Origin of the sequence: Bradyrhizobium sp. ARR65 (assembly GCF_000472385.1) — a bacterium.
Classification (GTDB): domain Bacteria; phylum Pseudomonadota; class Alphaproteobacteria; order Rhizobiales; family Xanthobacteraceae; genus Bradyrhizobium.
The window spans coordinates 66,222-89,459 of record NZ_AWZU01000022.1 but is presented as its reverse complement, the minus strand read 5'-3'; the positions used below and the strand labels follow the sequence as shown (position 1 = coordinate 89,459).

Annotated in this window: 19 protein-coding genes; 10 read left to right on the top strand and 9 right to left on the bottom strand. The window is 64.8% G+C overall.

The genetic code is table 11. From position 1 onward, the window contains the following. Positions 1-113 precede the first annotated feature (113 nt). The gene (gene pdeM / locus F758_RS0123285) at positions 114-809 is read left to right on the top strand and encodes a ligase-associated DNA damage response endonuclease PdeM (RefSeq protein WP_024510125.1); all 696 of its coding nucleotides are present in this window, start codon (positions 114-116) and stop codon (positions 807-809) included. A 64-nt stretch (positions 810-873) separates the two neighbouring features. Here the strand turns inward: pdeM and F758_RS0123280 are convergent, their stop codons facing one another. Beyond that, a complete protein-coding gene (locus tag F758_RS0123280) occupies positions 874-1,737 on the bottom strand; it encodes a LysR family transcriptional regulator (RefSeq protein ID WP_024510124.1) in 864 nt (287 codons plus the stop codon). Positions 1,738-1,835: 98 nt separating this feature from the next. Here F758_RS0123280 and F758_RS0123275 point away from each other — a divergent pair, with 98 nt between their 5' ends. Next, the gene (locus F758_RS0123275) at positions 1,836-2,774 is read left to right on the top strand and encodes a DMT family transporter (protein ID WP_024510123.1); all 939 of its coding nucleotides are present in this window, start codon (positions 1,836-1,838) and stop codon (positions 2,772-2,774) included. 2 nt (positions 2,775-2,776) lie between these two features. Beyond that, a complete protein-coding gene (locus F758_RS0123270) occupies positions 2,777-3,541 on the top strand; it encodes an MBL fold metallo-hydrolase (RefSeq protein WP_024510122.1) in 765 nt (254 codons plus the stop codon). A gap of 215 nt (positions 3,542-3,756) precedes the next feature. Here F758_RS0123270 and F758_RS0123265 read toward each other — a convergent pair whose 3' ends face one another. The 4 genes from F758_RS0123265 to F758_RS0123250 all read right to left on the bottom strand — a co-directional run bounded on the left by F758_RS0123265 (position 3,757) and on the right by F758_RS0123250 (position 9,881). Beyond that, entirely contained in the window at positions 3,757-4,539 is a 783-nt protein-coding gene (locus F758_RS0123265; RefSeq protein WP_024510121.1) for a TIGR02186 family protein, read from the bottom strand. After that, on the bottom strand, positions 4,536-5,453 hold the full coding sequence (locus F758_RS0123260) for a sulfite exporter TauE/SafE family protein (RefSeq protein WP_024510120.1): 918 nt from the start codon (positions 5,451-5,453) through the stop codon (positions 4,536-4,538). The genes F758_RS0123265 and F758_RS0123260 overlap by 4 nt, the downstream gene beginning before the upstream one ends. 222 nt (positions 5,454-5,675) lie before the next feature. After that, on the bottom strand, positions 5,676-8,993 hold the full coding sequence (locus F758_RS0123255; protein ID WP_024510119.1) for a tetratricopeptide repeat protein: 3,318 nt from the start codon (positions 8,991-8,993) through the stop codon (positions 5,676-5,678). A gap of 303 nt (positions 8,994-9,296) precedes the next feature. Further along, entirely contained in the window at positions 9,297-9,881 is a 585-nt protein-coding gene (locus F758_RS0123250) for a PadR family transcriptional regulator (protein ID WP_024510118.1), read from the bottom strand. Between the two features lie 179 nt (positions 9,882-10,060). Here F758_RS0123250 and F758_RS0123245 point away from each other — a divergent pair, with 179 nt between their 5' ends. The 4 genes from F758_RS0123245 (at position 10,061) to F758_RS0123230 (ending at position 16,068) form a co-directional block, all read left to right on the top strand. Next, positions 10,061-10,441, top strand: coding sequence for a nuclear transport factor 2 family protein (locus F758_RS0123245; protein ID WP_035722830.1), 381 nt, complete (start codon positions 10,061-10,063; stop codon positions 10,439-10,441). A gap of 168 nt (positions 10,442-10,609) precedes the next feature. After that, positions 10,610-12,400, top strand: a complete 1,791-nt coding sequence (locus F758_RS0123240) for an acyl-CoA dehydrogenase C-terminal domain-containing protein (protein WP_024510116.1) — start codon at positions 10,610-10,612, stop codon at positions 12,398-12,400. 69 nt (positions 12,401-12,469) lie between these two features. After that, positions 12,470-13,678: an acetyl-CoA C-acetyltransferase gene (locus tag F758_RS0123235; protein ID WP_024510115.1), complete on the top strand. Its 1,209-nt coding sequence runs from the start codon at positions 12,470-12,472 to the stop codon at positions 13,676-13,678. Between the two features lie 176 nt (positions 13,679-13,854). After that, on the top strand, positions 13,855-16,068 hold the full coding sequence (locus F758_RS0123230; protein WP_024510114.1) for a 3-hydroxyacyl-CoA dehydrogenase NAD-binding domain-containing protein: 2,214 nt from the start codon (positions 13,855-13,857) through the stop codon (positions 16,066-16,068). 230 nt (positions 16,069-16,298) lie between these two features. Here the strand turns inward: F758_RS0123230 and gstA are convergent, their stop codons facing one another. Continuing rightward, a complete protein-coding gene (gene gstA, locus F758_RS0123225; RefSeq protein ID WP_024510113.1) occupies positions 16,299-16,913 on the bottom strand; it encodes a glutathione transferase GstA in 615 nt (204 codons plus the stop codon). Positions 16,914-17,041: 128 nt separating this feature from the next. Here gstA and F758_RS0123220 point away from each other — a divergent pair, with 128 nt between their 5' ends. From F758_RS0123220 to F758_RS0123210, 3 genes are all read left to right on the top strand, one after another. Next, positions 17,042-17,530, top strand: coding sequence for a MarR family winged helix-turn-helix transcriptional regulator (locus F758_RS0123220; RefSeq protein WP_024510112.1), 489 nt, complete (start codon positions 17,042-17,044; stop codon positions 17,528-17,530). Between the two features lie 96 nt (positions 17,531-17,626). Beyond that, positions 17,627-18,997, top strand: a complete 1,371-nt coding sequence (locus F758_RS0123215; RefSeq protein WP_024510111.1) for a glutamate--cysteine ligase — start codon at positions 17,627-17,629, stop codon at positions 18,995-18,997. Between the two features lie 535 nt (positions 18,998-19,532). Next, on the top strand, positions 19,533-20,087 hold the full coding sequence (locus tag F758_RS0123210; RefSeq protein ID WP_024510110.1) for a PAN domain-containing protein: 555 nt from the start codon (positions 19,533-19,535) through the stop codon (positions 20,085-20,087). Between the two features lie 63 nt (positions 20,088-20,150). Here F758_RS0123210 and F758_RS0123205 read toward each other — a convergent pair whose 3' ends face one another. From F758_RS0123205 to tldD, 3 genes are all read right to left on the bottom strand, one after another. Continuing rightward, positions 20,151-20,726, bottom strand: a complete 576-nt coding sequence (locus F758_RS0123205) for a nucleotidyltransferase family protein (protein WP_024510109.1) — start codon at positions 20,724-20,726, stop codon at positions 20,151-20,153. 153 nt (positions 20,727-20,879) lie between these two features. Beyond that, positions 20,880-21,707, bottom strand: coding sequence for a signal peptidase I (lepB, locus tag F758_RS0123200; RefSeq protein ID WP_024510108.1), 828 nt, complete (start codon positions 21,705-21,707; stop codon positions 20,880-20,882). Next, positions 21,704-23,131: a metalloprotease TldD gene (gene tldD / locus F758_RS0123195; protein WP_024510107.1), complete on the bottom strand. Its 1,428-nt coding sequence runs from the start codon at positions 23,129-23,131 to the stop codon at positions 21,704-21,706. Before tldD ends, lepB begins: the two co-directional genes overlap by 4 nt. Between the last annotated feature and the right edge of the window lie 107 nt (positions 23,132-23,238).

Here is a 23,238-nt window from a genome sequence, read left to right as displayed (position 1 = left end):
TGCCCGGGCTCGTCCCGCTCGCGGGGCCAAAGCCCCTCCGGCGAGGCGAAGGCCCGGGCATCCACGCCCCTCTTTCCCTGGCCAAGACGTGGATGGCCGGGACGAGCCCGGCCATGACGGAGCGCTTGGTTCTCACCGTCAATTTGGAACGAGCGTTAAAAGTCGCCGGAACTACGCTCCACGCCGATCTCTCCGGCGCGCTGTTCTGGGAGGAGCAGCGGCTGCTCGTCGTCTCCGACCTGCATCTGGAAAAAGGCTCGAGCTTCGCCGCTCGCGGCACACTGTTGCCGCCTTACGACACCCCGGCGACGCTCAGCCGGCTGTCGTCGGTGATCGCGCGGCACAATCCGCGGATGGTGATCGCGCTCGGCGACAGCTTTCATGATCGCAACGCCCATCAGCGCCTTGCCGGCAGCGACCGTGACTCGATCGGCGCGCTCCAGGCGGGACGCGACTGGATCTGGATTTCCGGCAACCACGATCCGGCCATCCCGTCCGAACTCGGCGGCGAGGTCGCGAGCGAAATCGCAATCGGGCCGATCACGTTCCGCCATGAGCCGACCGGCGCTTTCGGTGAAATCGCCGGTCATCTGCATCCCAAGGCCCGCGTTTCAACCCGCGGCCGCTCGATGGAGCGGCGCTGCTTCGCCTCGGATGGCGAGCGTGCGGTCATGCCGGCCTTCGGCGCCTATGCCGGCGGCTTGAGCATCCGCGATCAGGCTTTTGCAAAAATATTTGTGTCGAGCTTCACGGCGCACCTGCTCGGCGACCGTCGCGTCCACAGCATCGCCGCCACGCGATGCTGCTGAGAGAGGAAGGTCAGTGCCGCAATCTCCGCCTCGCCCCGCTTGCGGCGAGAGGGAGAAGAGAACGCTACGCCGCTTTCGCCTGCACCTCGTCGCAGAATTCGGCCAGCCGGTCCGCAAGCCGCAGCGTGGCGGGGCTGGCGTTGGGCGAGGCCATCAGCGCGACCTCGGTCTTCTCGATCGGCTTGAAGCCTTCCCTTCCCGTGAGCACACGGTGATCGGTCTGGATCGCCATCTCCGACATGATGCTCAGCCCCATGCCGGCGGCAACGGCGGCTTGAATGCCGGCAAGACTTGAGGACGTATAAGCCATGTGCCAGGAGCGCCCGGCGCTTTCCAGCGCATGGATCGCGCGGGCCCGGTAAAGGCAACCGGCGGGAAAGCCGATCAGCGGCACCGAGCCTGAGCCAATATCGCAGGGATGGTGCTTGCTCGTCACCCAGTGCACGCGCTCCGGCCACACGGCGATGCCGCCCTTTTCGCCGGCGACGCGCTTGAACAGTGCGAGGTCAAGCTCGCCACGGTCGAGATCGCGCTTCAAACAGATACTCTGGTCGGCACGGACGTCGAGCCGCAGCGTCGGGTGGCTGCGTGCAAACGCCGCCAGCAATTTCGCCAGCCGATAGGCAGCAAAATCCTCGGGGATGCCGAGTCTGATCGCGCCTTCCTCGGCTGGCCGCGCCACGACATCGCGTGCCTCTTCGGCGAGCGACAGCAGCCGCCGCGCATAGGAGAGCAGCTTCTCGCCGGCTTCCGTCGGCGTAACGTCCTTGCCGTTGCGGTGAAGCAGCGGCTGACCAATGTCCTCCTCCAGCCGCTTGATCTGCTGGCTGACCGTGGACTGGGTGCGGTGAACGCGCTCGCCGGCCCGGGTGAAGCCGCCGGCTTCGACCACCGACACGAAACTGCGCAGCAATTCGAGATCGAGCATTTCGGACCCCATTAAGAAATCCACTTAACGCCAGTTAATGATTTAATTTCCAAATGGCAAGGGACGCCCTAGATGAATGGCGCGAAAGGAGAGTTTCCATGCTCGCGCCGTCCGTTCCCGCCCAGACCACCGCCACCCGAAGCCGCCTCAACACGCTTCCGCTAGCTATTGGCCTGTTCTGCCTGCTGTGGAGCTTCGCCTTCGTCGCCGGCAAGATCGGCGTCACCGATTGCCCGCCGCTGATCCTCTTGACCGCGCGCTTCTCGCTCGCGGGCATCCTGATCCTCGGCTTTTTTGCCCTGCGCGGCGAGGCGTGGCAGCTTGGCTGGCGCGAGGCCGCCATGTTTGCCGTGCTCGGCATTGCCAACAACGCGCTTTATCTCGGCCTCGGCTATACCGGGCTGAAATATATCTCGGCCGGGCTCGGGGGCCTGATCGTCTCGGCCAATCCGGTATTCACGGCGGCGCTCGCGGCGCTGTTCCTGGGCGAAGCGCTGACATGGCGCAAGATCGCCGGCCTCCTGCTTGGTATCGCCGGCGTCGCGCTGATCGTCTGGCATCGCATGTCGATCGGCACCGACAGCCCGCACGGCATCCTGTTCACGTTGGCATCGCTCGCGTCCATCGTTGCCGGCACCATCCTGTTCAAGGTGTTCGCGCCGAAGGGAAGCCTTTGGATCGGCAATGGCATCCAGAACCTCGCTGCCGGCATCGTGCTCGCCCCGTTTGCGCTCGCTTTCGCCGACGTCCATGAGATCGTGCCGAGCGCGCGGCTTGTCGGCGCCTTTGCCTTCCTGGTGCTGGGCGGGTCGATCCTGGCCTATGTGCTGTGGTTTCACCTTTTGAAGGTTTGCGGCGCCACCGCCGCGAGTGCCTATCACTTCCTGATGCCGCCGCTCGGCATGCTGTTCGCGTGGATCGTACTCGGCGAGCACGTCGCGTTCCAGGACCTGCTCGGCATTGTCCCGGTCGCACTCGGTATCTATCTCGTGACCCGTCCGGCTGCGGCGGCTAGCGTTCAAGCAAAGAGGAGCTGATCATGAGCTTGTCCATTACCCTGGTCGGCGGTCCGACCGCGCTGCTCGACATCGACGGGTTCCGGATCGTGACGGATCCCACCTTCGATGGCCCCGGGGCCTATCAATTGCCGCATGTGAAGCTGGAGAAGCTGTCAGGCCCTGCGCTGAGTGCCGAATCCATCGGCGAGGTCGATGCCGTGCTGCTCAGTCACGATCAGCATTCGGACAATCTCGATCATTCCGGCAGGGATTTTCTGGCCAAGGCGCGTCGCGTGCTGACCACCGAAGCCGGAGCAAAACGGCTCGGCAATCACGCCGAGGGGCTGGCGCCGTGGGCGAACACCGAACTGACCGCCAAGAACGGCGTGTCGCTGACGGTGACCGCGACGCCGGCGCGTCACGGCCCCGCGGGGATCGAGCCGCTGTCCGGCGACGTGATCGGCTTCGTCGTCAGCCGCCGGGGCGGCCGCCCGATCTATATCAGCGGCGATACCGTCTGGTTCGACGGCGTGGCCGAAGTGGCGCGGCGCTTCAATGCTTCGGTGGTGCTGCCGTTTGCGGGCGCGGCGCAAACCCGCGGTCCGTTCCATCTTACCATGGACACCAACGATACGATCGAGACCGCCCGCGCTTTTCCCGACGCGCTGATCGTGCCTGTGCATACCGACGGCTGGGCCCACTTCCGACAAAGCGCCGCGGATTTGCGCGCGACGTTTGATGCACTGGGTTTTGGGAAGCGGTTGAAGCTGCTGGAGCCGGGGGTGAGGACGGTGATTGAGGAGTAGTCTTCGCTCTCAACCCGTCATCCCCGCGCAAACGGCTTCGCCGTTTGTCGCTGGAGGCGCGAGCCACCGGGTCCGCGCCAACCGCGGCCCGATGACAGGCTCCACGAGCCATCAAGGATGAACGGCCACCGCTGCTGCATCGGGGTCGTCGCCCTTCGAGACGGCCGCGTTGCGGCCTCCTCAGGGCGACGGCGATTGCTTGGTTTTTGCGGCTCTCACTCCTTCGCGAACACGAGCGAGGCGATCCACCCCGTCATCAGCGCCATTGCCGCGGTGACCAGGCCGTAGATGAAACCGTTCTGCCGCGCGCTGGTGGCGACGAACTGTTCGAAGCCGACCTTGACGATCTCGAACGCCGTCTCGGTATGCGTCACCAGCGCGCCGTCGGAGAACAGTTTTATTTCGACGTCGTAGGTCCCGATCGGCACCTGCGCAGGCAGCGGAATGCCGGTGCGGAACAAGGTCGGTGTAATGAAGGTGACCGCGGATGTATCCTCGCGATAAAGCCCGCGCTGGCGCTGCAGCCGCACGAAGGCGCGGCGGAACGGATCGTTCGGCACCACGTCGGCAAAGTCGGGGCCGATGCGTTGGGTCAGCAGCACGTTGGTGAGCCCGAGCTGCTGGCGCCGCTGCACGTCCGTTGAGGCGATGTCGTCGAACGGGCGGTTGGCGAACAGCGCGAGATAGGCCGGCACTTTGACGAATTGACGATAGTCGGTGTTCATCCAGATGCCGAAGCGCCGCTCCTTGCGGCGCGTCATCATGTCGGCGCGCGGACCGCTGACGGTCACCACCAGGTCGTAATTGATAGGGCCTGCGGGTGTCGCGGCATCCTTTTCCACCGCGCCGAACAGCACGAGCTCTTCGCCGGAATAGTTCGGCGTCACGGTGACGCGATGGTTGGAGACCGAGACAATCAGCCGCTCGGCGCGCGCCTGCGCCGGGGCGAACATCGCCGTGCAAATCGCGCCAACTGCAATGAGACGGCGCGCGCTCATTCCGTCACCCCGATTTCCCTGATGGTGTAGAGCTCGCCGGGCCGGATCACGAGCTCCACCGCAAAGCGGATGCCGACCGCGAGGATCAGCAGTCCGAGCAAGAGGCGCAGTTGCTCGCTGCGGATTTTCTGCCCCGCGCGCGCGCCGAATTGCGCGCCGGTGACGCCGCCGACCATGAGGATCAGCGCCAGCACCGCATCGACCAGATGATTGGTCATCGCGTGCAGCATGGTCGCAAACAGCATGGTGACGAGCGTGAGCACCATCGAGGTGCCGATCACGGTCGTGGTCGGCACCCGCAACAGATAGATCATGATCGGCACCAGGATGAAGCCGCCGCCGATCCCCATCACCGCGCCGAGGAAGCCGATGATGATTCCGATCACGACGACGGGAATCGCCGACAGATAGATCTTGGAGCGCTTGAAGCGCAGCTTCAGCGGCAGCGCGTGGACCCAATTGTGACTGCGGCGTGGCGCGATCACGCCGCGGCGCACGCGCATGATCGCGCGCATGCCTTCCCAGAACATCAAGGCGCCGACGGTGGTGAGCAGCGCGACGTAGGACAGCGCGATGGTGAGGTCGAGCTGGCCGAGCGAGCGCAGGTAAGTGAAAGTGAGGACGCCGAGTGTCGTACCGATGCTGCCGCCGACGAGCAGCACGGCCGCCAGCATGGGATCGATGGCGCGGCGGCGCCAATAGGCGATCGCGCCGGAAAAGGACGATGCGGCGATGTGGCTGGCGACGGAAGCGACAGCCACCGCCGGCGTGATGCCGATGAAGATGAGCAGCGGCGTCATCAGGAAGCCGCCGCCGATGCCGAACATGCCCGAGACGAAGCCGACCGCCGCACCCATCGCCAGGATGAGGAAGACGTTGACCGGGATGTCGGCAATCGGCAGGTAAAGCTGCATCGCGCGGTCGCCTGGTGACTGCGCCGCAAGGCGAGCCTTCCGCCGCTTGCGGCACTGATTCCTGATCGGGCTTCGCCGGCCCCAAGGTCCGCAATCCCCGCGCGCAAGGAGGCGGGCGGTGCATCTTGAGGCCGCACTCTTGCATAGCCGAAATCGCTTCCAAGCGGGACAGGAGAATCCTCCGGCCGCGGCGTTTTTCCGGCGCAGGCGGAACGGATAGAATTAGCGCGAGGCGCGCTTGATCACGGCCGGCTTGGCGGTTGCGGTGGACTTCGCGGCGGCAGGAGCCGGCGCGGCATCCCAGCCGCCCGGCGGGGTCGGCACATTCACCGCATCGTCCGGCTGCGGCTCGGCGACAAACGTCTGGACCGCGAGTTTGGCGGCCGCGAGCGACTGTGCATCCAGCCGCTTGGCGACGTCATCGCGCTTGTGGCCGGCGTCGGCGTCGCCCTGCGCCGCCGCCAGGCTGAACCACTTGAAGGATTCCGCAAGGTTCTGGTCGACGCCAATGCCGCGGGCATAGAGAATGCCGAGGTTGAACTGGCTGTCGGCCACGCCGTGCTCGGCCGCCTTGCGGAACCATTGCGCCGCGCTCTTGTAATTGGGGCCTTTGCCGCCGCCGTCGGCGTCCAGCACTGAGAGGTTATGCATCGCCTTGGCGTTGCCGCGCTCGGCGGCCTGCACGTAATAGCGCCGCGCGATGTCGGCGTCCTTGGTCACGCCGAGCCCTTTTTCGTAGAGCGTGCCGAGCCTGAAAACCGCTGGAATGAGACCGGCCTGCGCGGCCCGATCGTACCATTTGGCGGCCTCCTGGTAGTTCGAGGCGACGCCTTTGCCCTCGGCGAACCGCACGGCCACCTCGTAGGCCGCGGTCGGATCGCCCTTGAGCGCGGCTTGCCGCAGCACGGGGCCGCCGATCGTATCCGGCAGCTGCTCGCTCGGCGGGATCGCGATCATGCCAAGCTTGCGGCCTGTTGCCGGGGGCTGCGCCGTAGGAATGCTCCCGGTGACATCGGAGTCCGGCGCCGATGCGGCGCTGGCGGCCGGACCTCGCGGAATCTCGACCGACGCGGCGGGCCCGCTTGCGGGCGGCGCAGTAGTGTTGAAGGACTGCCGGCCGATCGGCGTCGGCGATGTCATTTGCGGGGTGACCTGCTCCGGCGCGGACGCGGCCGGCTTGGCGGCGTTCTCCGCAGGGATCTGTGCAGGCGCCGCCTGCTCGCTTGCGCTCTCGCTGGCAGGCAATTGCGACTGCAGCACGCTGCCGCCGTCGAGCAGCGTCATGCCCATCCTGAAAGTGCCGAGCACGATCACCACGACGCTCGCGGCCACCAGCAGCGAGCGGATCTTCGAGGTGATGCTCGAGGGTTCTTTCTTCACGGCATCGCCGTTTGCGGGCTTGGCGGCCTTGCCGTTCGACCGCCCCTTCTCGGGAGCGGCCTGCGCCGCCGCGGCGGCTTGGGCGGCGCGACGCGCGGCCGCGATAAAGCTCGACGATGACACGGGCTGTTTTGGCGGCGCCGGAATCTCGCTGATCGCATTCTCGGATGCGGCAATGCGCTCGGAGGGCGAGGCGGCGCGGCCGCTCGGCCGGGTGCCAGGTTCAAGCGGATGGTCGGGCGGCAGGTCCGGCGCAATCGGCACGCGGGCCGGCGCCTGGGTGTGCGGCAGCAGGATCTCACTGATCGCAAGCGGCGTCGCCGGTGGGACGGCGGCAGGCGGCGGCGACGGCACATCGGGCGTTGCGGCGTGAAAATCGCGCGGCGCGGCAACGAAGGCGGCCTGCGCCGCGGCGGGATTGGGCAATTCGGGCTTTGGCTGCGGCGGCATGGCCGCGCGCGTCGGCGGCGCCTCGGGCGCGATCGGCGGAGCGACAGACGGTGCAACCGGCGGCGGCGCGCTGCGCGCGATGCGCAGATCGCTTTCGATCGTGGTGAGACGGTCGACCACATGGCCGAGCGCGTTGTGCACGGCGTCCAGCGAGTCCTGGGTGTGACGGCTGGTTTCGTTCTGGTTGAAGCGGATATCGAACAGTTCGCGCTTCACGATGTCCGCGAGCCCGGAGTCCTGCGGCTCGGCGGTGCGTTGCGTGCTGTCGGCCAGCCGCACGAAGGCTGCATGCTGGCGTTCGAGATGGCCCAGTATGTCCTGCAGCGCATCCTCGACGCGCGACAGATTGGCGCCGCCGCGTTGATCGCTGGACGCCTCGATGCGCTCCAGCAGATACGACACGCGCTGTTCGAGGTGGGCGAAAGTGGCGGCGCTGTCGGTGCCGACCTGCAGGCGGTCGATGCGGTCGGACAGCGCGCGCAGCGCATCTTCCAGCTGCGCGGAGCGATCATCGAAGGCGGGCCGCTCGCGCTCGCGGCTCTCCAGCGCGGAGGTGAGCGCGGCGATGCGCTGCTCGAGCGCGGCAAAGGAATCGCCGTAGTTGGCGCCGCGGGTGATCTGGTCGACCTTGACGGACAATAGCCGCACGTCCTCGGCAAGCCGCGCCAGCGCGTCGGTGGAGGCGACGTTGGAGACGATGCCGCGCAGCGCCGCGATCGCGCTTTCGAGCTGCTGCACCGTGGTCGGATCGTCATTGGCGCGCAGGATCGTATCGAGCTTGGCGCCGAGATTGTGGATCGCCTCGTCGTAGCCGCGGAGCTGCTCGGCCGGCATCAGCGAGCGCACGACCTCGCGGATTTCGGCGAGCGCGCGCTCGATATTGTTAAGCGCGTTTGTGTCGGCCGTGCTTTGGCGGTTGTCGTCAATGCGGCGGGACAGCGAGCGGATCTCGCCTTCCAGCTTGTCGATCGCGCGGCGCGGCATCGCTTCCAGAATGGCGTTGCGGATCTCCGCAAGCTCGCTGCGGAAGGCGGCGATCGATTGTTCGATTCCGCTTGGACGCTGCAGCGCTTCGATCTGGCTCGTGATCTGGATCAGGTGCCGCTCGAGCGACGAAAAATCCGGCCCGCTTGGCGCAGGCGCTTGCGGTGCCGGTGCTTGCGGCGGGAGCGGTGCCTGCTGCGCCGGCTTGACGCGTGCTGCAGGCGGCGGTGCATCGAGCTCGCTCTGGCGCGCGGCGATTTCCGCGATCGCTGAATCGAAAGAGGAGGGCGAGAGCGGCGGGGAGTTGCGATAGACCTGCGCTGCGGCACGCTCGACGGCTTCGGTCTGGCGCTCGCGGTCCTCGCGACCGTGCCTTGGGGCCTGCGTGCCGGAAATCTGCGCGAGCCGCGCATCCAGCCGCGAGATGGCGTCATTGAGCTGGCGGGCGACGCCGCCTGGTTCGCGCGCTGGATCGCTGCGGCGCGGAGCCTGCGAAATCTGCTCGATCTGCCGGGTGATGGAATCGAGCCTTTGATGGATGTCGGCGACGTCCCGGTTCAACTGTGGCCGTGGCTCGGGCGCGCTACGGAAATTCGGCGCGGTGGTCTCGCCAAGGGTCGAACTGAGCCACTCGTTGAGCGTGATGCCGGCACGCCGCGCCGCGGCTTCGGCCCTCTCGCGGACGGATGGATCGATGCCGTCAACACTCCACACGCGCGAATTCATGCTACCGTCCGGTTTCGACTCCGGCGCTCCCACCCGGCGCCTCCAGCCTCCCCACGCGTCCCAGAAGAAAGACAATCGAATTCCGCGCGGGTCGTCTGCCTCAGCAGCCCACTTTTTCCCGTTACGGTAAATAACGGGTTAAGGAATGCGCCTATCGCGCAAAACTTAGATGTTGCAGGCCAATTTGCGTTCTGGCGGGCCGAGAGCGAATTGGGGCACGGTGCTCAACCCCCATCGTCATTGCAATGACGGGTCTTGCTTGAAGGCGCTCGTCCGGCTCTACAAGGTGATTGACGGTTCCCCCTAGCCCTTGCCCTCGCGCTGGACCTCGCCGATCGGCGTGACATTACCGGCCCCGGAAGGCTGCAGCGTTTGCAGCGCCTCTTCGCACCATTCCACCACCGCCCGTTCATGGCGCAGGCCCAAATGGAGCGCGAGCAGCTTGCCGGTGTCGTCAAGCGACTCCGCACCGTTGGGAAAGCGTTTCTTCAGCACGCGCTCGTAGCGGGAGAGGCGATCGCGGTGATGCTCCAGCCGCGCCATCAGGTCGGCGCGCATCGGCTCCATGTCGACGGCATCGAGCGCGCAAAGCCGCACCAGCATGTCATCCTTGATCGACGGCGGGCTCGAGGGGCGCGCCGCCCAGTGCCGCAGCGCAGCCCGCCCCTCCGTGGTCAGGGTGTAGACCAGCTTGTTGGGCTTGCCCGACTGCACGACTTCGCGAGCCTGAACGTGGCCGCGTTCGCGCAAGCGCGTCAGCTCGCGATAGATCTGCTGGTGGTCGGCCTTCCAGAAGAACCCGATCGAGGAATCGAAGGTCTTGGCGAGCTCGTAGCCCGTCATCGGACGTTCCGTCAGGCAGACTAGGATTGCATCGCCGAGCGCCACCAGAGCCTTCCTTCATTTTCCAGCCATCCTCAGCCGTATTGACTTTATGCATAGAGTTGCATATGCGTCAATGTGCATACGATAGACCCGCGAGGGCAGCGCCAAGCTGGTGCGCCTCCACGGTCCGCATTTTGTACCGCCAGCGCAACCTTGCGAAGCTCAGGAGACGTCCAGTGACGATGACCGCGCTCGAGAAGTGGTACGCCTTCACCAAGTCGCATGATCGCGCGGCGTTGTGGGATTTGCTTCATCCGGACGTGGTGTTCGAAAGCCCCGTCGTCCACACGCCACAGCGCGGGCGCGACATCACCTTCAAATATCTATCGAGCGCAATGCAGGTACTGGGCGGCCCCAGCTTCGCTTACGTCGGCGAATGGCGCAACGCGAGCGGGGTGGTGCTTGAATTCGAGACTGATATCGACGGCATCAAGATTGATGGCGTCGACATCATCAGCTTCGCCGATGATGGCCGGATCATCCATTTCAAGGTGATGGCGCGACCGCTCAAGGCCATCAACCTGCTCCACCAGCTCATGGGGGAGCAATTGGCCAAACCGTGAGACGACAAGCCGCGAGACGATTTGACCCGCGTGGTCGCAAAGCCGTGTCTTGATCCTGTATCTTGCTCCTTCGCGACAGGTTAAGGTCCAATGGGCACAATGAGCGAGCGCCGCGCCGCGAGATAGTCCTTAAACACAGGGCCGAGAGGCCTGCCGGGAGATCAAGAAATGCCCATCTACAAAGCCCCCGTGGAAGACGTGAGCTTTCTGCTCAACGATGTCTTCCAGATCGACCGCTACGACAATCTGCCCGGCTTCTCCGATGCCTCCGCCGACGTGCGCGAGGCGATCCTCTCCGAGGCCGCCAAGCTCTCGGAGGAGGTGCTGCAGCCGCTGAACCGTGTCGGCGATCTCGAAGGCTGCAAACGCCATGACGACGGCAGCGTCACCACGCCGAAGGGATTCAAGGATGCCTATAAGCAGGTCGCCGAAGGCGGCTGGCTCGGACTTTCCGCGCCGCCCGAATATGGCGGACAAGGCCTGCCAGTGACGCTCTCCCAGGCCGTCAACGAATTCCAGATCTCCGCCAACATGGCCTTCTCCATGTATGGCGGCCTGACCATGGGCGCGACCGCCGCGCTCCTGGTGCACGGTTCGCCCGAGCAGAAGCAGACCTATGTGCCGAAGATGATCGCTGGGCAGTGGACCGGCACCATGAACCTGACCGAGCCGCATTGTGGCACCGATCTTGGCATGTTGCGCACCAAGGCGGTGCCGCAAGCGGATGGCAGCTACAAGATCACCGGCACAAAGATCTTCATCTCGGCCGGCGAACACGACCTGACCGAGAACATCATCCATCTCGTGCTCGCTCGCATCGAGGGCGCGCCCGCCGGCATCAAGGGGATCTCGCTGTTCGTGGTGCCGAAGTTCCTGGTCAATGCCGACGGATCGCTCGGCGCGCGCAACGGCGTTGTCTGCGGCTCGATCGAGCACAAGATGGGCATCCATGGCAATTCCACCTGCGTGATGAATTACGACAACGCCACCGGCTGGCTGGTCGGGGCGGAGAACAAGGGCATGCAGGCCATGTTCGTGATGATGAATGAGGCCCGGCTCGGCGTCGGCGTGCAGGGGCTGGCGCAGTCCGAAGTCGCCTACCAGAACGCGGTGGCCTATGCCCGCGAGCGGTTGCAGGGCCGCGCGCTGACGGGCGCGAAGGCACCCGACAAGCCGGCCGATCCGATCATCGTGCATCCGGACGTCCGCCGTACGCTGCTCACCATCCGCGCCTTCAACGAGGCGGCGCGCGCCATGGTGGTGTGGACCGCGCTCAAGAGCGACGTTGCGCATCGCTCGGAGGACGCTGGGGATCGCCAGGCGGCCGACGATCACATGGGCCTGATGACGCCGGTGCTGAAAGGCTTTCTCACCGATACCGGCTTCGCCAACACCGTGATGGCGCAGCAGATGTATGGCGGCCATGGCTATATCGCCGAGCAGGGCATGGAGCAGTTCGTGCGCGATGCACGCATTGCCATGATCTATGAGGGCGCCAACGGCATCCAGGCGCTCGATCTGATCGGCCGCAAGCTGCCACGCGACGGCGGCCGCGCGGTGATGGCGTTCTTTGCGGAGGTCGGCGCCTTTGCCAGAGAGCACAGTGCGGATGAGAGCATGAAGTCCTACGTCGCGCCGCTGAGCACCGCGCTTACCCATCTGCAGCAGGCCACCACCTGGCTGATGCAGAATGCGCTGATGAAGCCGGACAATGCGGGTGCCGCCGCCACCGATTACCTGCATCTGTTCGGCCTCGTAACGCTCGGCTACATGTGGGCGCGGATGGCGAAGGTGGCGCTGGACAAGATTGCCGCCTCCGGCTCCACGCCCTATCTCTCGACCAAGCTGGTGACCGGCCGCTTCTTCATGGAGCGGATGCTGCCGGAAACCGCAACCCACCTCGCGCGCATCGAAAGCGGCTGTACGACGGTCATGGAACTGCCGGCGGAAGCGTTCTGATGGAAGGTCATCTTTCGCCGCTTGGCTCAATCCGCTATTATATGATGAACATCATTTCGGGAGAGCGTCATGCCTGAGGCCTATATCTACGATCACGTTCGCACCCCGCGCGGCCGCGGCAAGCCGGATGGCGCGCTGCACGAGGTCACCGCGCTGCGGCTCGCCACCGTGCCGCTGGAGGCGCTGAAGGAGCGCAACAATCTGCCCGAAGACGCGGTCGATGACGTCGTCCTCGGCGTGGTCGATCCGGTCGGCGAAGCCGGTTCGGACATCGCGCGCTTTGCCGCGTTGAAGGCGGGCCTGGGCGAGGCGGTGCCGGGCGTGCAGATCAGCCGCTTCTGCGCTTCGGGCCTGGATGCAGTGAACTTCGCCGCGGCCCAGATCATGAGCGGCCAGCACGAGCTTGTGATCGGCGGCGGCGCCGAATCCATGAGCCGCGTCGGCATCGGCGCCTCCGGTGGCGCCTGGCCGATGGACCCTTCCATCGCCGTGCCCGCTTATTTTATGCCGCAGGGCGTCTCCGCAGATCTGATCGCCACAAAGTACGGCTTCTCGCGCGATGATGTCGATGCCTATGCGGTGCAGAGCCAGCAACGCGCAGCCAAGGCCTGGGACGAAGGTCGCTTCAGCAAGTCCGTGGTGCCGGTGAAGGACATCAATGGGCTGACCATCCTGGCCAAGGACGAGCATATGCGGCCCGGTACGACCATGCAGTCGCTGGCGCAACTCAAGCCTTCGTTCGTGGAAGTCGGACAGATGGGCGGTTTTGATGCGGTCGCGATCCAGTCGCACCCGGAGGTCGAGCGCATCAACTATGTGCACCATGCCGGCAACTCGTCAGGGATCGTCGACGGTGCAGGCGCCGTGCTGCTCGGCAGCAAGGAAGCGGGCGCGAAATACGGTTTGAAAGCGCGCGCAAAGATCCGCGCCTTCGCCAATATCGGCTCGGAGCCCGCGATGATGCTGACCGGTCCGGTCGACGTCACCAACAAGCTGTTCGAACGCTCCGGCATGAAGAAGTCGGACATCGATCTGTTCGAACTCAACGAGGCCTTCGCTTCGGTGGTGCTGCGCTACATCCAGGCGTTCGAGATCGACAATGACAAGATCAACGTCAATGGCGGCGCGATCGCACTCGGCCATCCGTTGGGGGCCACCGGCGCGATGATTCTGGGCACCGCGCTTGACGAGCTCGAGCGCGCCAACAAGGCCACTGCGCTGGTAACGCTCTGCATCGGCGGCGGCATGGGTACCGCCACGATCATCGAGCGAGTCTAACTGCCGTAGGGCGGGTTAGCGACTTGTCCGCCGTAGCTCAAAGAGCGAATGCGGAAGCGTAACCCACCACTTCTTTCGCGTGACATGGTGGGTTACACCTTCGGCTAACCCACCCCACGAGATCACCGATCAAACCGCCGCGCCGTTCCTGGCCGCCGGCACCGAGGGAGCAACACATGGCCTTCAAGAATTTCAAAGTCGAAACCGATGCCGACGGCATTGCGCTGGTCACCTGGGACATCCCGGGACGGTCGATGAACGTGCTCGACGAGACCACGGTGGGCGAGCTCGAGCAGATCGTGAAAGAGACCTCCGCCGACGCTGCCGTGAAGGGCGTCGTCATCACCTCCGGCAAGGAGGCGCTCTCCGCCGGGGCCGATCTCTCGATGCTGGAAGGCATGAGCCGGGCTTACGCGCAAGTGCTGAAAGAGAAGGGCGAGGTCGCGGCCAACCAAGTCCTGTTCGATCAGAGTCGCCGCTTCTCGCTGGTGTTCCGCTCAATCGAAACTTCGGGCAAGCCGTGGGTCGCCGCAATCAACGGCCTCGCGCTCGGCGGCGGCTTCGAGCTGACGCTTGCCTGCCACTATCGGGTCGCGGCCGAGAACCCGAGGACACGGCTCGGCCTGCCGGAGATCAAGGTCGGCCTGTTCCCCGGCGCCGGCGGCACCCAGCGCGTGCCGCGCATCGTCTCGCCGCAAGACGCGATGACGATCCTGCTCAAGGGTGAGGCCATGGATCTTGCGCGCGCCAAGGCCTTGAGGCTGGTCGATGCCATCGTGCCGCCGGGTGATCTCATCAAGGCGGCGAAGGACTGGATCAAGGGCGGCGGCAAGGCGGTCGCGCCCTGGGACGAGAAGGGGTTCAAGCTGCCCGGCGGCCCCGTGTTTTCGAAGATGGGCATGATGATGTTCCCGGCCGGCAACGCCATCTACCGCCGCGAGACCTACGACAACTATCCCGCCGCCCGCGCGGTGATGAGCTGCGTCTATGAGGGCCTGCAGCTACCGATGGACGCCGCGCTGCGGGTGGAGTCGCGCTATTTCGTGAACATCCTGCGCTCCAAGGAAGCGCAGGCCATGATCCGCAGCCTGTTCCTGTCGATGCAGGAACTGAACAAGGGTGCGCGACGTCCGCAAGACGTGCCGCCGACGAAAGTGAAAAAGCTCGCCGTCATCGGCGCCGGCTTCATGGGCGCGAGTGTCGGCTACGTCTCGGCGCGCGCCGGCATCGAGGTCGTGCTGATCGACCGCGACCAGGAGAGCGCCGACAAGGGCAAGGCGCACGCAAGGAGCGTGCTCGATGATCTCATCAAGAAGGGCCGCGCCAAGGAAAGCGATCGCGATGCGACGCTCTCGCGTATCACCGCAACGGCGGATTATGCGGCGATCAAAGATTGCGACCTCGTCATCGAGGCGGTGTTCGAGGACCGCAAGGTCAAGTCGGACACCTATGCCAAGGCGCAGCCGCTGTTGAAGCAGGGCGCGATCTTCGCCTCCAACACCTCGACCTTGCCGATCAATTCGCTCGCCGAGGAGTTCAAGGAGCAGGGCAAGTTCATCGGCATCCATTTCTTCTCGCCGGTCGAGAAGATGATGCTGGTGGAGATCATCCTCGGCAAGAACACCGGCGATCTCGCGCTCGCGACCGCGCTCGACTATGTCAGGCAGATCGGCAAGACGCCGATTGTCGTCAACGACTCCCGCGGCTTCTTCGCCAACCGCTGCGTGCTGCGCTACATTTCGGAAGGAAACGAGATGTTCCTCGAGGGTGTGCCGCCGGCGATGATCGAGAATTGCGCCAAGATGGCGGGCATGCCGGTCGGTCCCCTGTCGCTGTCGGATGAAGTCGCGCTCGATCTCGGTCTCAAGATCATGAAGGCCACGGAGGCCGATCTCGGTCCCAATGCCATCGACCAGGCGCACAAGAAACTGATGGTCGAGCTGGTGGAGAAGCAGGGCCGCCTGGGACGCAAGAACGGCAAGGGCTTTTACGATTATCCTGAAAAGGGCAAGGGCCAGAAGAGCCTCTGGCCCGGGCTTTCAGAGTTGCAGCCGAAGCGTCTCGACCCCGACGCGCTCGATGTCGAGGAACTGAAGCAGCGCTTCTTGGTGGTGCAGGCGGTGGAGGCCGCGCGCACGGTCGAGGATCACGTGATCGTCGATCCGCGCGAAGCCGACGTCGGATCGATCCTCGGCTTCGGCTTTGCCCCGTTCACCGGCGGCACGCTGTCCTATATCGATTTCATGGGTACCAAAAAATTCGTCGAGCTCTGCCACAGGTTCGCTGCCAAATACGGCCCGCGCTTCACCCCGCCGAAGCTTCTCGAGGAGATGGCGGCGAAGGGCGAAACTTTTTATGGCCGTTTCCCGCCGAAGAAGCAGGCGGCATAGCCCGGTGTCGTCCTGGCGAAAGGCCAGGACACACAAACCGAGGCAGTGGTGAGTTGGGACATCGCAAAGCCGGGACGTCATGGCCGGGCTTGTCCCGGCCATCCACGCGCAACGACTCCTGCCTGTGGTTATGGATCCTGGCTTTCGCCAGGACGACCTTGGGGAGGCATCCTGCCCCAAAAGAAAAGGCCGGACGCTGGTCCGGCCTTTGTTGTTTCCCGCGGAACTTCTCATGCCGCCTTGGAGAGCCCTTCCTTCGTCAATGCCTCCTGCACCTTCGGGCGAGCGGCGAGGCGCGCCTTATAGGCCATCAGGTTCGGCAGGCCCGAGAGATCGACGTTCAGCCGCTCGGCCCAGGCCAGCATCACGAACAGATAGCCGTCGGCGACGGTGAACTCTTTGCCCATCAGGTAGTCGCGACCGGCGAGCTGGCTCTCGATATATTTGAACTTGGTCATCAGCCGGTCCTTGAAGAAGGCCTTGGTATCGTCGGGCAAGACCGGTGAGAACAGCGGGCTGAAATTCTTGTGCAGCTCTGTCGTAATGAAATTCAGCCATTCCTGCAGCTTATAGCGCTCGGCGGTACCGCGGGCGGGCGCCAGGTTCTTGTCCTTGGCCTGATCGGCGATCATCTGCACGATGACCGGCCCTTCGGTCACAATCTCGCCGGAGGAGAGCGCCAGGGCAGGGACCTGGCCCTTGGGGTTGATCTTCAAATAATCGTCGCCGTTTTCCAGCTTCTTGGCGCGGATGTCGACCTTCACCAGATCGTAAGGCAGACCTGCTTCCAGGAGTGCGATATGGGGCGAAAGCGAGCAGGCACCGGGTGAGTAGTAGAGCTTCATGGCGGGTTTCCTCCTGTTAAAACCTTTGGAGTGCCGGGACGATGACTACATGCATTTGCATGGAATAGTCAAGATTGATGCAGATGCATCAAGTGCTGTACACTGCGCGAAAGGATACGAACGAACCGATGAAGCGCAAACCATCAACTGAGGCGACTGCCGCCTGGATCCGCCTGATGCGGGTGCCGAGCCGCGTGCTGGACGCCGTCGAGCAGGATTTGAAGAGGGCGGGTTTCCCGCCGCTCGCCTGGTATGATGCGTTGCTCGAATTGTCGCGTGCGCCCTCGGGCGAGCTGCGCCCGGTCGAATTGGAGCGGCAGATGCTGATCCCGCAATATTCGACCTCGCGGCTGATCGACCGGCTGGTGGAGGAGGGGCTCGCCGTGAGGCGTGAGTGCAAGGTCGACAAGCGCGGCCAGTTCGTGGAGATTACCGAGGCCGGGCGCGAGCTGCAAAAACGGATGTGGGGCGCCTATTCGGCCGCGATCGAGAAACATGTCGGTTCGAAACTGTCGGATGCGGATGCCATGAAGCTTTGCGCTCTGCTCGACCGGCTCGGTTGCTCCTGCGGAGAGATGGCCTTGCCCGCGATAGGCGAGGGCGCGTCCGCGCGATGAGTTTGATTGCAAAGATTGTCGTCCGCGAAGACAAGCCTTCGCGGACATTCCCGACACCGTGCGCATCGATCGAAGCGCCCTTGACCCGGACATAGCATGGCGCGAGACCAGATCGACATGACGCCGCTGCACTCACGCGACGAACTCGTCGCGTGGCTGGAGGCTGGCGTGAAATCTCCTTCCGAATTCAGGATCGGCACCGAGCACGAGAAGACGCCGTTCACGCTCGAAGGCCACCGTCCCGTGCCTTACGATGGCGCGCGCGGCATCGGCGCGCTGCTCGAGGGCATGCAGCTCCTGCTCGGCTGGGAGCCGATCATGGAGCAGGGCAACATCATCGGGCTCTATGATGTGACCGGCGGCGGCGCGATTTCGCTGGAGCCGGGCGGGCAATTCGAACTGTCGGGTGCGCCGGTCGAAACCGTGCACCAGACGCAGGCGGAGCTGATGGCGCATCTGGCGCAGGTGCGCGAGATCGCAACGCCCCTGGGCATCGGCTTTCTCGGTCTCGGCATGACCCCGTCCTGGGCGCGCTCGGAGATCCCGGTCATGCCCAAGGGCCGCTACAAGATCATGACCGGGTACATGCCCAAGGTCGGCCAATACGGCATCGACATGATGTACCGGACCTGCACGGTGCAGACCAATCTCGATTTTTCTTCCGAAGCCGACATGGTCAAGAAGCTGCGGGTGTCGCTGGCCTTGCAGCCGGTCGCGACCGCGCTGTTTGCCAATTCGCCCTTCACCGAAGGCCGGCCCAACGGCTTTCTCTCCTTCCGCTCCGAGATCTGGCGTCATACCGACAGTGCGCGCTCCGGCATGCTGCCTTGGGCGTTCGAGGACGGCATGGGCTTCGAGCGCTGGGTCGACTACGCGCTGGACGTGCCGATGTATTTCGTCAAGCGCGGCGAGGCCTATATCGACGTCTCCGGCACTTCGTTCCGCGATTTCTTCGCGGGCAAGAATGCAGCGCTGCCCGGCGAGCGGCCGACGCTGTCGGACTGGGCCAATCACCTCTCGACGATTTTCCCGGAAGTGCGGCTGAAGCGCTATCTGGAAATGCGCGGCGCCGACGGTGCGCCCTGGGGCCGGCTGCCGGCCCTGCCGGCCTTCTGGGTCGGGCTGCTCTACGACGACACCAGCCTTGATGCGGCCTGGGACGTCGCCAAGGGCTGGAGCGCGGAGGAGCGTCAATCCTTGCGCGACCAGGTGCCGCGGCTCGGCTTCAAGGCGAAGATCGGGGATCGCTATCTATTCGAAATCGCCAAGGAATGCCTTGTGATCGCGCATGCGGGCTTGCGCCGTCGCAATCGCGTGGACCATGTCGGCCGCGATGAGAGCCGTCATCTCGAACCGCTCGACCGCATCGTCGATTGCGGCCGCACGCCGGCCGAAGAGCTGCTCGACAAGTTCAACGGTCCCTGGCGCGGCTCGGTCAAGCCGGCTTATGAGGAGTGTGCGTTTTAGCTGAAGGCGGCCCGCGATCCGCGATTGACGCCAGCATTTCCGGGGCACCTCGCAGAGGCGAACCTCAGATGCGCAATTTGCGCATCGGGGAATCGCGAGATTCTCAGGTGCGCAATTGCGCACAATAGTTGGATGCGGAGCCTGTTCATCCGGCCCCCTTGGCGCGGACCGGGTGGCATCGCCCCGGAATGACCGTGCACATACAGGTCGGTTGTGTTGGCGCTTCTTTTGCCCCGTTCATGCCCCGTACAGGTTCATGGCGATCAAATGGCGGATCGATTGAATTTGAGGCGAGGGCCCATCTCGACCCGTCATCCGGAGGCGCGAGCGGAGCGAGCCTCGAAGGATGAACGGCCCGCCTGCTTGCAGCGGGGCTGTCGCCCTTCGAGGCTCGCGGAGCCTGTCATCGGGCGCTTTGCGCGGACCCGGCGGCGAGCACCTCAGGGGAGGGTGAGAGTGAGGAACGGGCTTCGGTCCAAGGCGATCATGGTCTAAAAGACGCTAGCGCGTTCAATAACTCGGAAGTAAGTCGCGTATGGGGATCCGCCATTGGCTCGGGGCGTGGGTGGTGACGCTCGCCTGTTTGGCGGCGACGGTCGAGGCGTGGCCCGTGGTCGCGCAGACCAATTTCGATCGGCCGGGTGGCGACTACATCAGCCTGCCGATTCCTTCCGGCGATCCCGCCGATTGCGCACTGCTCTGCGAGCGCGATCGGCGCTGCCGGGCCTGGAGCTTCAATTATCCCAACGATGTCACGCCCGGCGCGGTGTGCTGGCTGAAAAACACCGTGCCGCCGCGGGTGGCCGATGATTGCTGCGTGTCGGGCGTGCGCGGCGCCGGCGTGGTCGAGCCGCGCAACCGTTCGATGGAGACGTCGATCGATCGCGCCGGCGGGGACTATCGCACCTTCGAAATGAAGAGCGGCGATGGCGAGGAGGCCTGCCATGCCGCCTGCACCGCCGACAAGCAATGCCGCGCCTGGACCTTTGCAAGGCCCGGCTATGTCGGCAAGCAAGCCCATTGCTTCCTGAAAAAAGAAATCAAGCCGCCGCGGCGCAAGGCGGGATTTTATTCGGGGGTGGTGAGGTAGAAATCCCCGCTGTCGTCCGGGCGCTTGTTGTGGCGGCGATCGCGAGCGCCTCAGGATAACGGTTCAGCAGGCGCTGCCGACCTCCACCACCGCCAGCTCCGGCCATTGCGCCTTCCAGCGCTGTGCCTTCGCCGCATAGTTGGCGGCGGAAAAATTTGGCGTGTGGTTGGGCCGCACGATGAGACCCGCGATCTCATCAAAGCCGTTGGGCGCATACACCTCATAGCCATGTGCGGTGTGCCGGATGCCGATTTGCGTGTTCTTGGTGAGAAAGCGATCGATGCCCTCGCACGAACAGGCGAGCGGCGGGTAGGGCCGGCCGTGCTTTTGCGGATACCACAGGTGCACCCGCCCCTGGTTGCGCACCTCGATCGCGACGTTCGCAGAGGCAAGGCGATGCTGGACGTTCCGGATCACCGCGTCCTCGGCTTCCCAGGACGTATCCGGGTCGAAATAAAAGACGTCGTAGTCGAGAATGCCCTGATCGATCGGCCGTCCCGTCAGCACATTCCACACCGTCTGCGTCAGGCAGCCCGACACCAGCCAGGCATCGGGCAGCGCGAGCGCAGCGAGCTCGCGCAGGATGTGCTCGTTGATGCGATTGCGCAGCGCCGCGGCGAGGCACTCGTCTTTATCCATCCTCGTGCACTGCTCTCTCCCTCATCCTGAGCAGCGCGCCTTTTGCGCGCCTTAAAGGATGAAGCCCCGGCGGCGGGGCCTCATGGTTCTCCCGGCGATGTTCGCATCGTCCAGAGACGGCGCTGCCGCGCCTCCTCATCATGAGGATCGCGCTCAATTGATCGAGGTGAAAAACCGCGCCAGGCGGAAGCCGGAGAGCCAGGTCCACATCGGCTGATGGCGGATGCCGAGATCCCAGGAGCCGACCACCGCGTCGGCGCGGCCGACCAGATTGTCCACCGGCAACAGCCCGACGCCGCCGTCGCGCACCGGCACGCGGCTGTCGGCCGAATTGTCGCGGTTGTCGCCGAGCACGAACAGATGTCCGGCCGGTACGGTGACTTCGGGCGTGTTGTCGAGGCGGCCATTGTCGCGCAGCTTGAAGATCTCGTGGCTGACGCCATTCGGCAGCGTCTCGACATAGCGGTAGGCGGGCTCCTTGCCGCCATCATCATCTTCCGCTTCGCCGATGCCATCCGGCTTCAGCGAGGCCGGGTGGTCGTTGATGAAGAGCTGGCCCTGGCGCATCTGAATGCGGTCGCCGGGCAGGCCGACGACGCGCTTGACCCAGGCCTGCGAGGTATCGCCGGGCCAGCGGAACACCACGACGTCGCCGCGCTTGGGCATTTCGCCGAACAGCCGCTTGCTCTCGGGCAGGTTGATCTGCATCGGCAGCGAGGCGGTGCCGTAGCCATAGGGGAATTTCGAGGCGAGCAGCGCATCGCCGATCATCAGCGTCGGCTCCATCGAGCCCGACGGCACGTAGAACGGCTCGGCAATGGCGCCCTTGGCCAGGAACACCGCGAGCACGATGCCTACAAGTTGCACCGCCTGGCCGCGCCAAGTGTTGCCCTTGGACGTGTTGCCCTTGGACGTGCTGTTCTTCGATCCGTTGCCTTTTGTGCTGTCCTCGGCGTCGGTGGACAGTTTTTCCACGCTCATCGGCCGGTACCTCCAACTGTAATACGATCCATCCTCAGCGTCGGCTGGCCGACGCCGACCGGCACGCCCTGGCCGTTCTTGCCGCAGGTGCCGATCCCGGTGTCGAGCGACAGATCGTTGCCGATCATCGAGATGCGGTGCAGATCCGTCGGCCCGTTGCCGATCAGCATCGCGCCTTTCAACGGCGCGCCGATCTTGCCGTTCTCGATCTTGTAGGCCTCGGTGCACTGGAACACATACTTGCCCGAGGTGATGTCGACCTGGCCGCCGCCGAAATTGGCGGCATAGACGCCGTTCTTGACCGAGGCGATGATCTCCGCCGGATCGCGCTCGCCCGCCAGCATGTAAGTGTTGGTCATGCGCGGCATCGGCACATGGGCATAGCCCTGGCGACGGCCATTGCCGGTCGGCTTCATGTTCATCAGCCGCGCGTTCTGCCGGTCCTGCATGTAGCCGACCAGAATGCCGTCCTCGATCAGTACGGTGCGGTTAGTCGGCGTGCCCTCGTCGTCGATCGACAGCGAACCGCGGCGCGAGGCGATGGTGCCGTCGTCGACCACGGTCACGCCCTTGGCCGCGACCTGACGGCCCATGAGGCCTGCGAAGGCCGAGGTCTTCTTGCGGTTGAAGTCGCCTTCGAGCCCATGGCCGACCGCCTCGTGCAGCATGACGCCGGGCCAGCCCGCACCGAGCACGACGTCCATCTCGCCCGCGGGCGCCGGCACGGATTCCAGATTGATCAGGGCCTCGCGGAGCGCGCCGTCGGCGGCCTCGCGCCAGGATTTGGTTTCGATGAAGCGCGCATAGGGTTCGCGGCCGCCATAGCCCTTGCTGCCGCTCTCCTGCCGGTCGCCTTGACCGGCCACCACGGAAATGTTGACCCGCACCAGCGGTCGGATGTCGCGATAGCTCTCGCCATCGGGCCGCAGGATTTCCAGCACCTGCCAGGTCGCACCCAGGCTCACGGTCACCTGGCGGACCCGCGGATCCCTATCGCGGATATAGGCGTCGATCTCGCCGAGCAGCTTCACCTTGGTCTCGAAGCTCGGCGCATCCAGCGGGTTATCGTCGCCATAGAGCCGTACATTGGTGTGCGCCGGCGCCGCCGCGAAGCTGCCCGAATAGCCGCCGCGGACCGCGGCGACCGCGTCGGCAGCGCGAATCAGCGCAGGGATCGAGACGTCGGAAGAATGCGCATAACCGACCGCATCGTCCTTCACAGCGCGCAGGCCGAAACCCTGGCTGGTGTCGTAGGTGGCCTGCTTCAGCCGGCCATTGTCGAACATCAAGGCTTCGGTCTGGCTGTATTCCAGGAACAGCTCGCCGTCGTCGGACCCGGCAAGCCCGCGCGCGACCTCATGGCGGACGGCGTCGCGGTCGAGGTTGGCGCGGTCGATCAGGGAAGTTGTGGCGGGGCTGCTCATGCGGACTCCGGCGGGGTTATTCGTACAATCGTCATTCGTACAATCGTCCCGGCGAAAGCCGGGACCCATAACCACAGGACCGCATTCTAGACGGCAACTCGCGGACC

What these genes read in the sequence shown, in the direction of transcription:
- tldD (WP_024510107.1), bottom strand. Translation starts at nt 23,131, where the DNA reads ATGAGCAGCCCCGCCACAACTTCCCTGATCGACCGCGCCAACCTCGAC.
- gstA (WP_024510113.1), bottom strand. Translation starts at nt 16,913, where the DNA reads ATGAAGCTCTACTACTCACCCGGTGCCTGCTCGCTTTCGCCCCATATC.
- F758_RS0123240 (WP_024510116.1), top strand. Translation starts at nt 10,610, where the DNA reads ATGCCCATCTACAAAGCCCCCGTGGAAGACGTGAGCTTTCTGCTCAAC.
- F758_RS0123255 (WP_024510119.1), bottom strand. Translation starts at nt 8,993, where the DNA reads ATGAATTCGCGCGTGTGGAGTGTTGACGGCATCGATCCATCCGTCCGC.
- pdeM (WP_024510125.1), top strand. Translation starts at nt 114, where the DNA reads ATGACGGAGCGCTTGGTTCTCACCGTCAATTTGGAACGAGCGTTAAAA.
- F758_RS0123280 (WP_024510124.1), bottom strand. Translation starts at nt 1,737, where the DNA reads ATGCTCGATCTCGAATTGCTGCGCAGTTTCGTGTCGGTGGTCGAAGCC.
- F758_RS0123220 (WP_024510112.1), top strand. Translation starts at nt 17,042, where the DNA reads ATGAAGCGCAAACCATCAACTGAGGCGACTGCCGCCTGGATCCGCCTG.
- F758_RS0123230 (WP_024510114.1), top strand. Translation starts at nt 13,855, where the DNA reads ATGGCCTTCAAGAATTTCAAAGTCGAAACCGATGCCGACGGCATTGCG.
- F758_RS0123275 (WP_024510123.1), top strand. Translation starts at nt 1,836, where the DNA reads ATGCTCGCGCCGTCCGTTCCCGCCCAGACCACCGCCACCCGAAGCCGC.
- F758_RS0123210 (WP_024510110.1), top strand. Translation starts at nt 19,533, where the DNA reads ATGGGGATCCGCCATTGGCTCGGGGCGTGGGTGGTGACGCTCGCCTGT.
- F758_RS0123265 (WP_024510121.1), bottom strand. Translation starts at nt 4,539, where the DNA reads ATGAGCGCGCGCCGTCTCATTGCAGTTGGCGCGATTTGCACGGCGATG.
- F758_RS0123245 (WP_035722830.1), top strand. Translation starts at nt 10,061, where the DNA reads ATGACCGCGCTCGAGAAGTGGTACGCCTTCACCAAGTCGCATGATCGC.
- lepB (WP_024510108.1), bottom strand. Translation starts at nt 21,707, where the DNA reads ATGAGCGTGGAAAAACTGTCCACCGACGCCGAGGACAGCACAAAAGGC.
- F758_RS0123260 (WP_024510120.1), bottom strand. Translation starts at nt 5,453, where the DNA reads ATGCAGCTTTACCTGCCGATTGCCGACATCCCGGTCAACGTCTTCCTC.
- F758_RS0123235 (WP_024510115.1), top strand. Translation starts at nt 12,470, where the DNA reads ATGCCTGAGGCCTATATCTACGATCACGTTCGCACCCCGCGCGGCCGC.
- F758_RS0123270 (WP_024510122.1), top strand. Translation starts at nt 2,777, where the DNA reads ATGAGCTTGTCCATTACCCTGGTCGGCGGTCCGACCGCGCTGCTCGAC.
- F758_RS0123205 (WP_024510109.1), bottom strand. Translation starts at nt 20,726, where the DNA reads ATGGATAAAGACGAGTGCCTCGCCGCGGCGCTGCGCAATCGCATCAAC.
- F758_RS0123215 (WP_024510111.1), top strand. Translation starts at nt 17,627, where the DNA reads ATGGCGCGAGACCAGATCGACATGACGCCGCTGCACTCACGCGACGAA.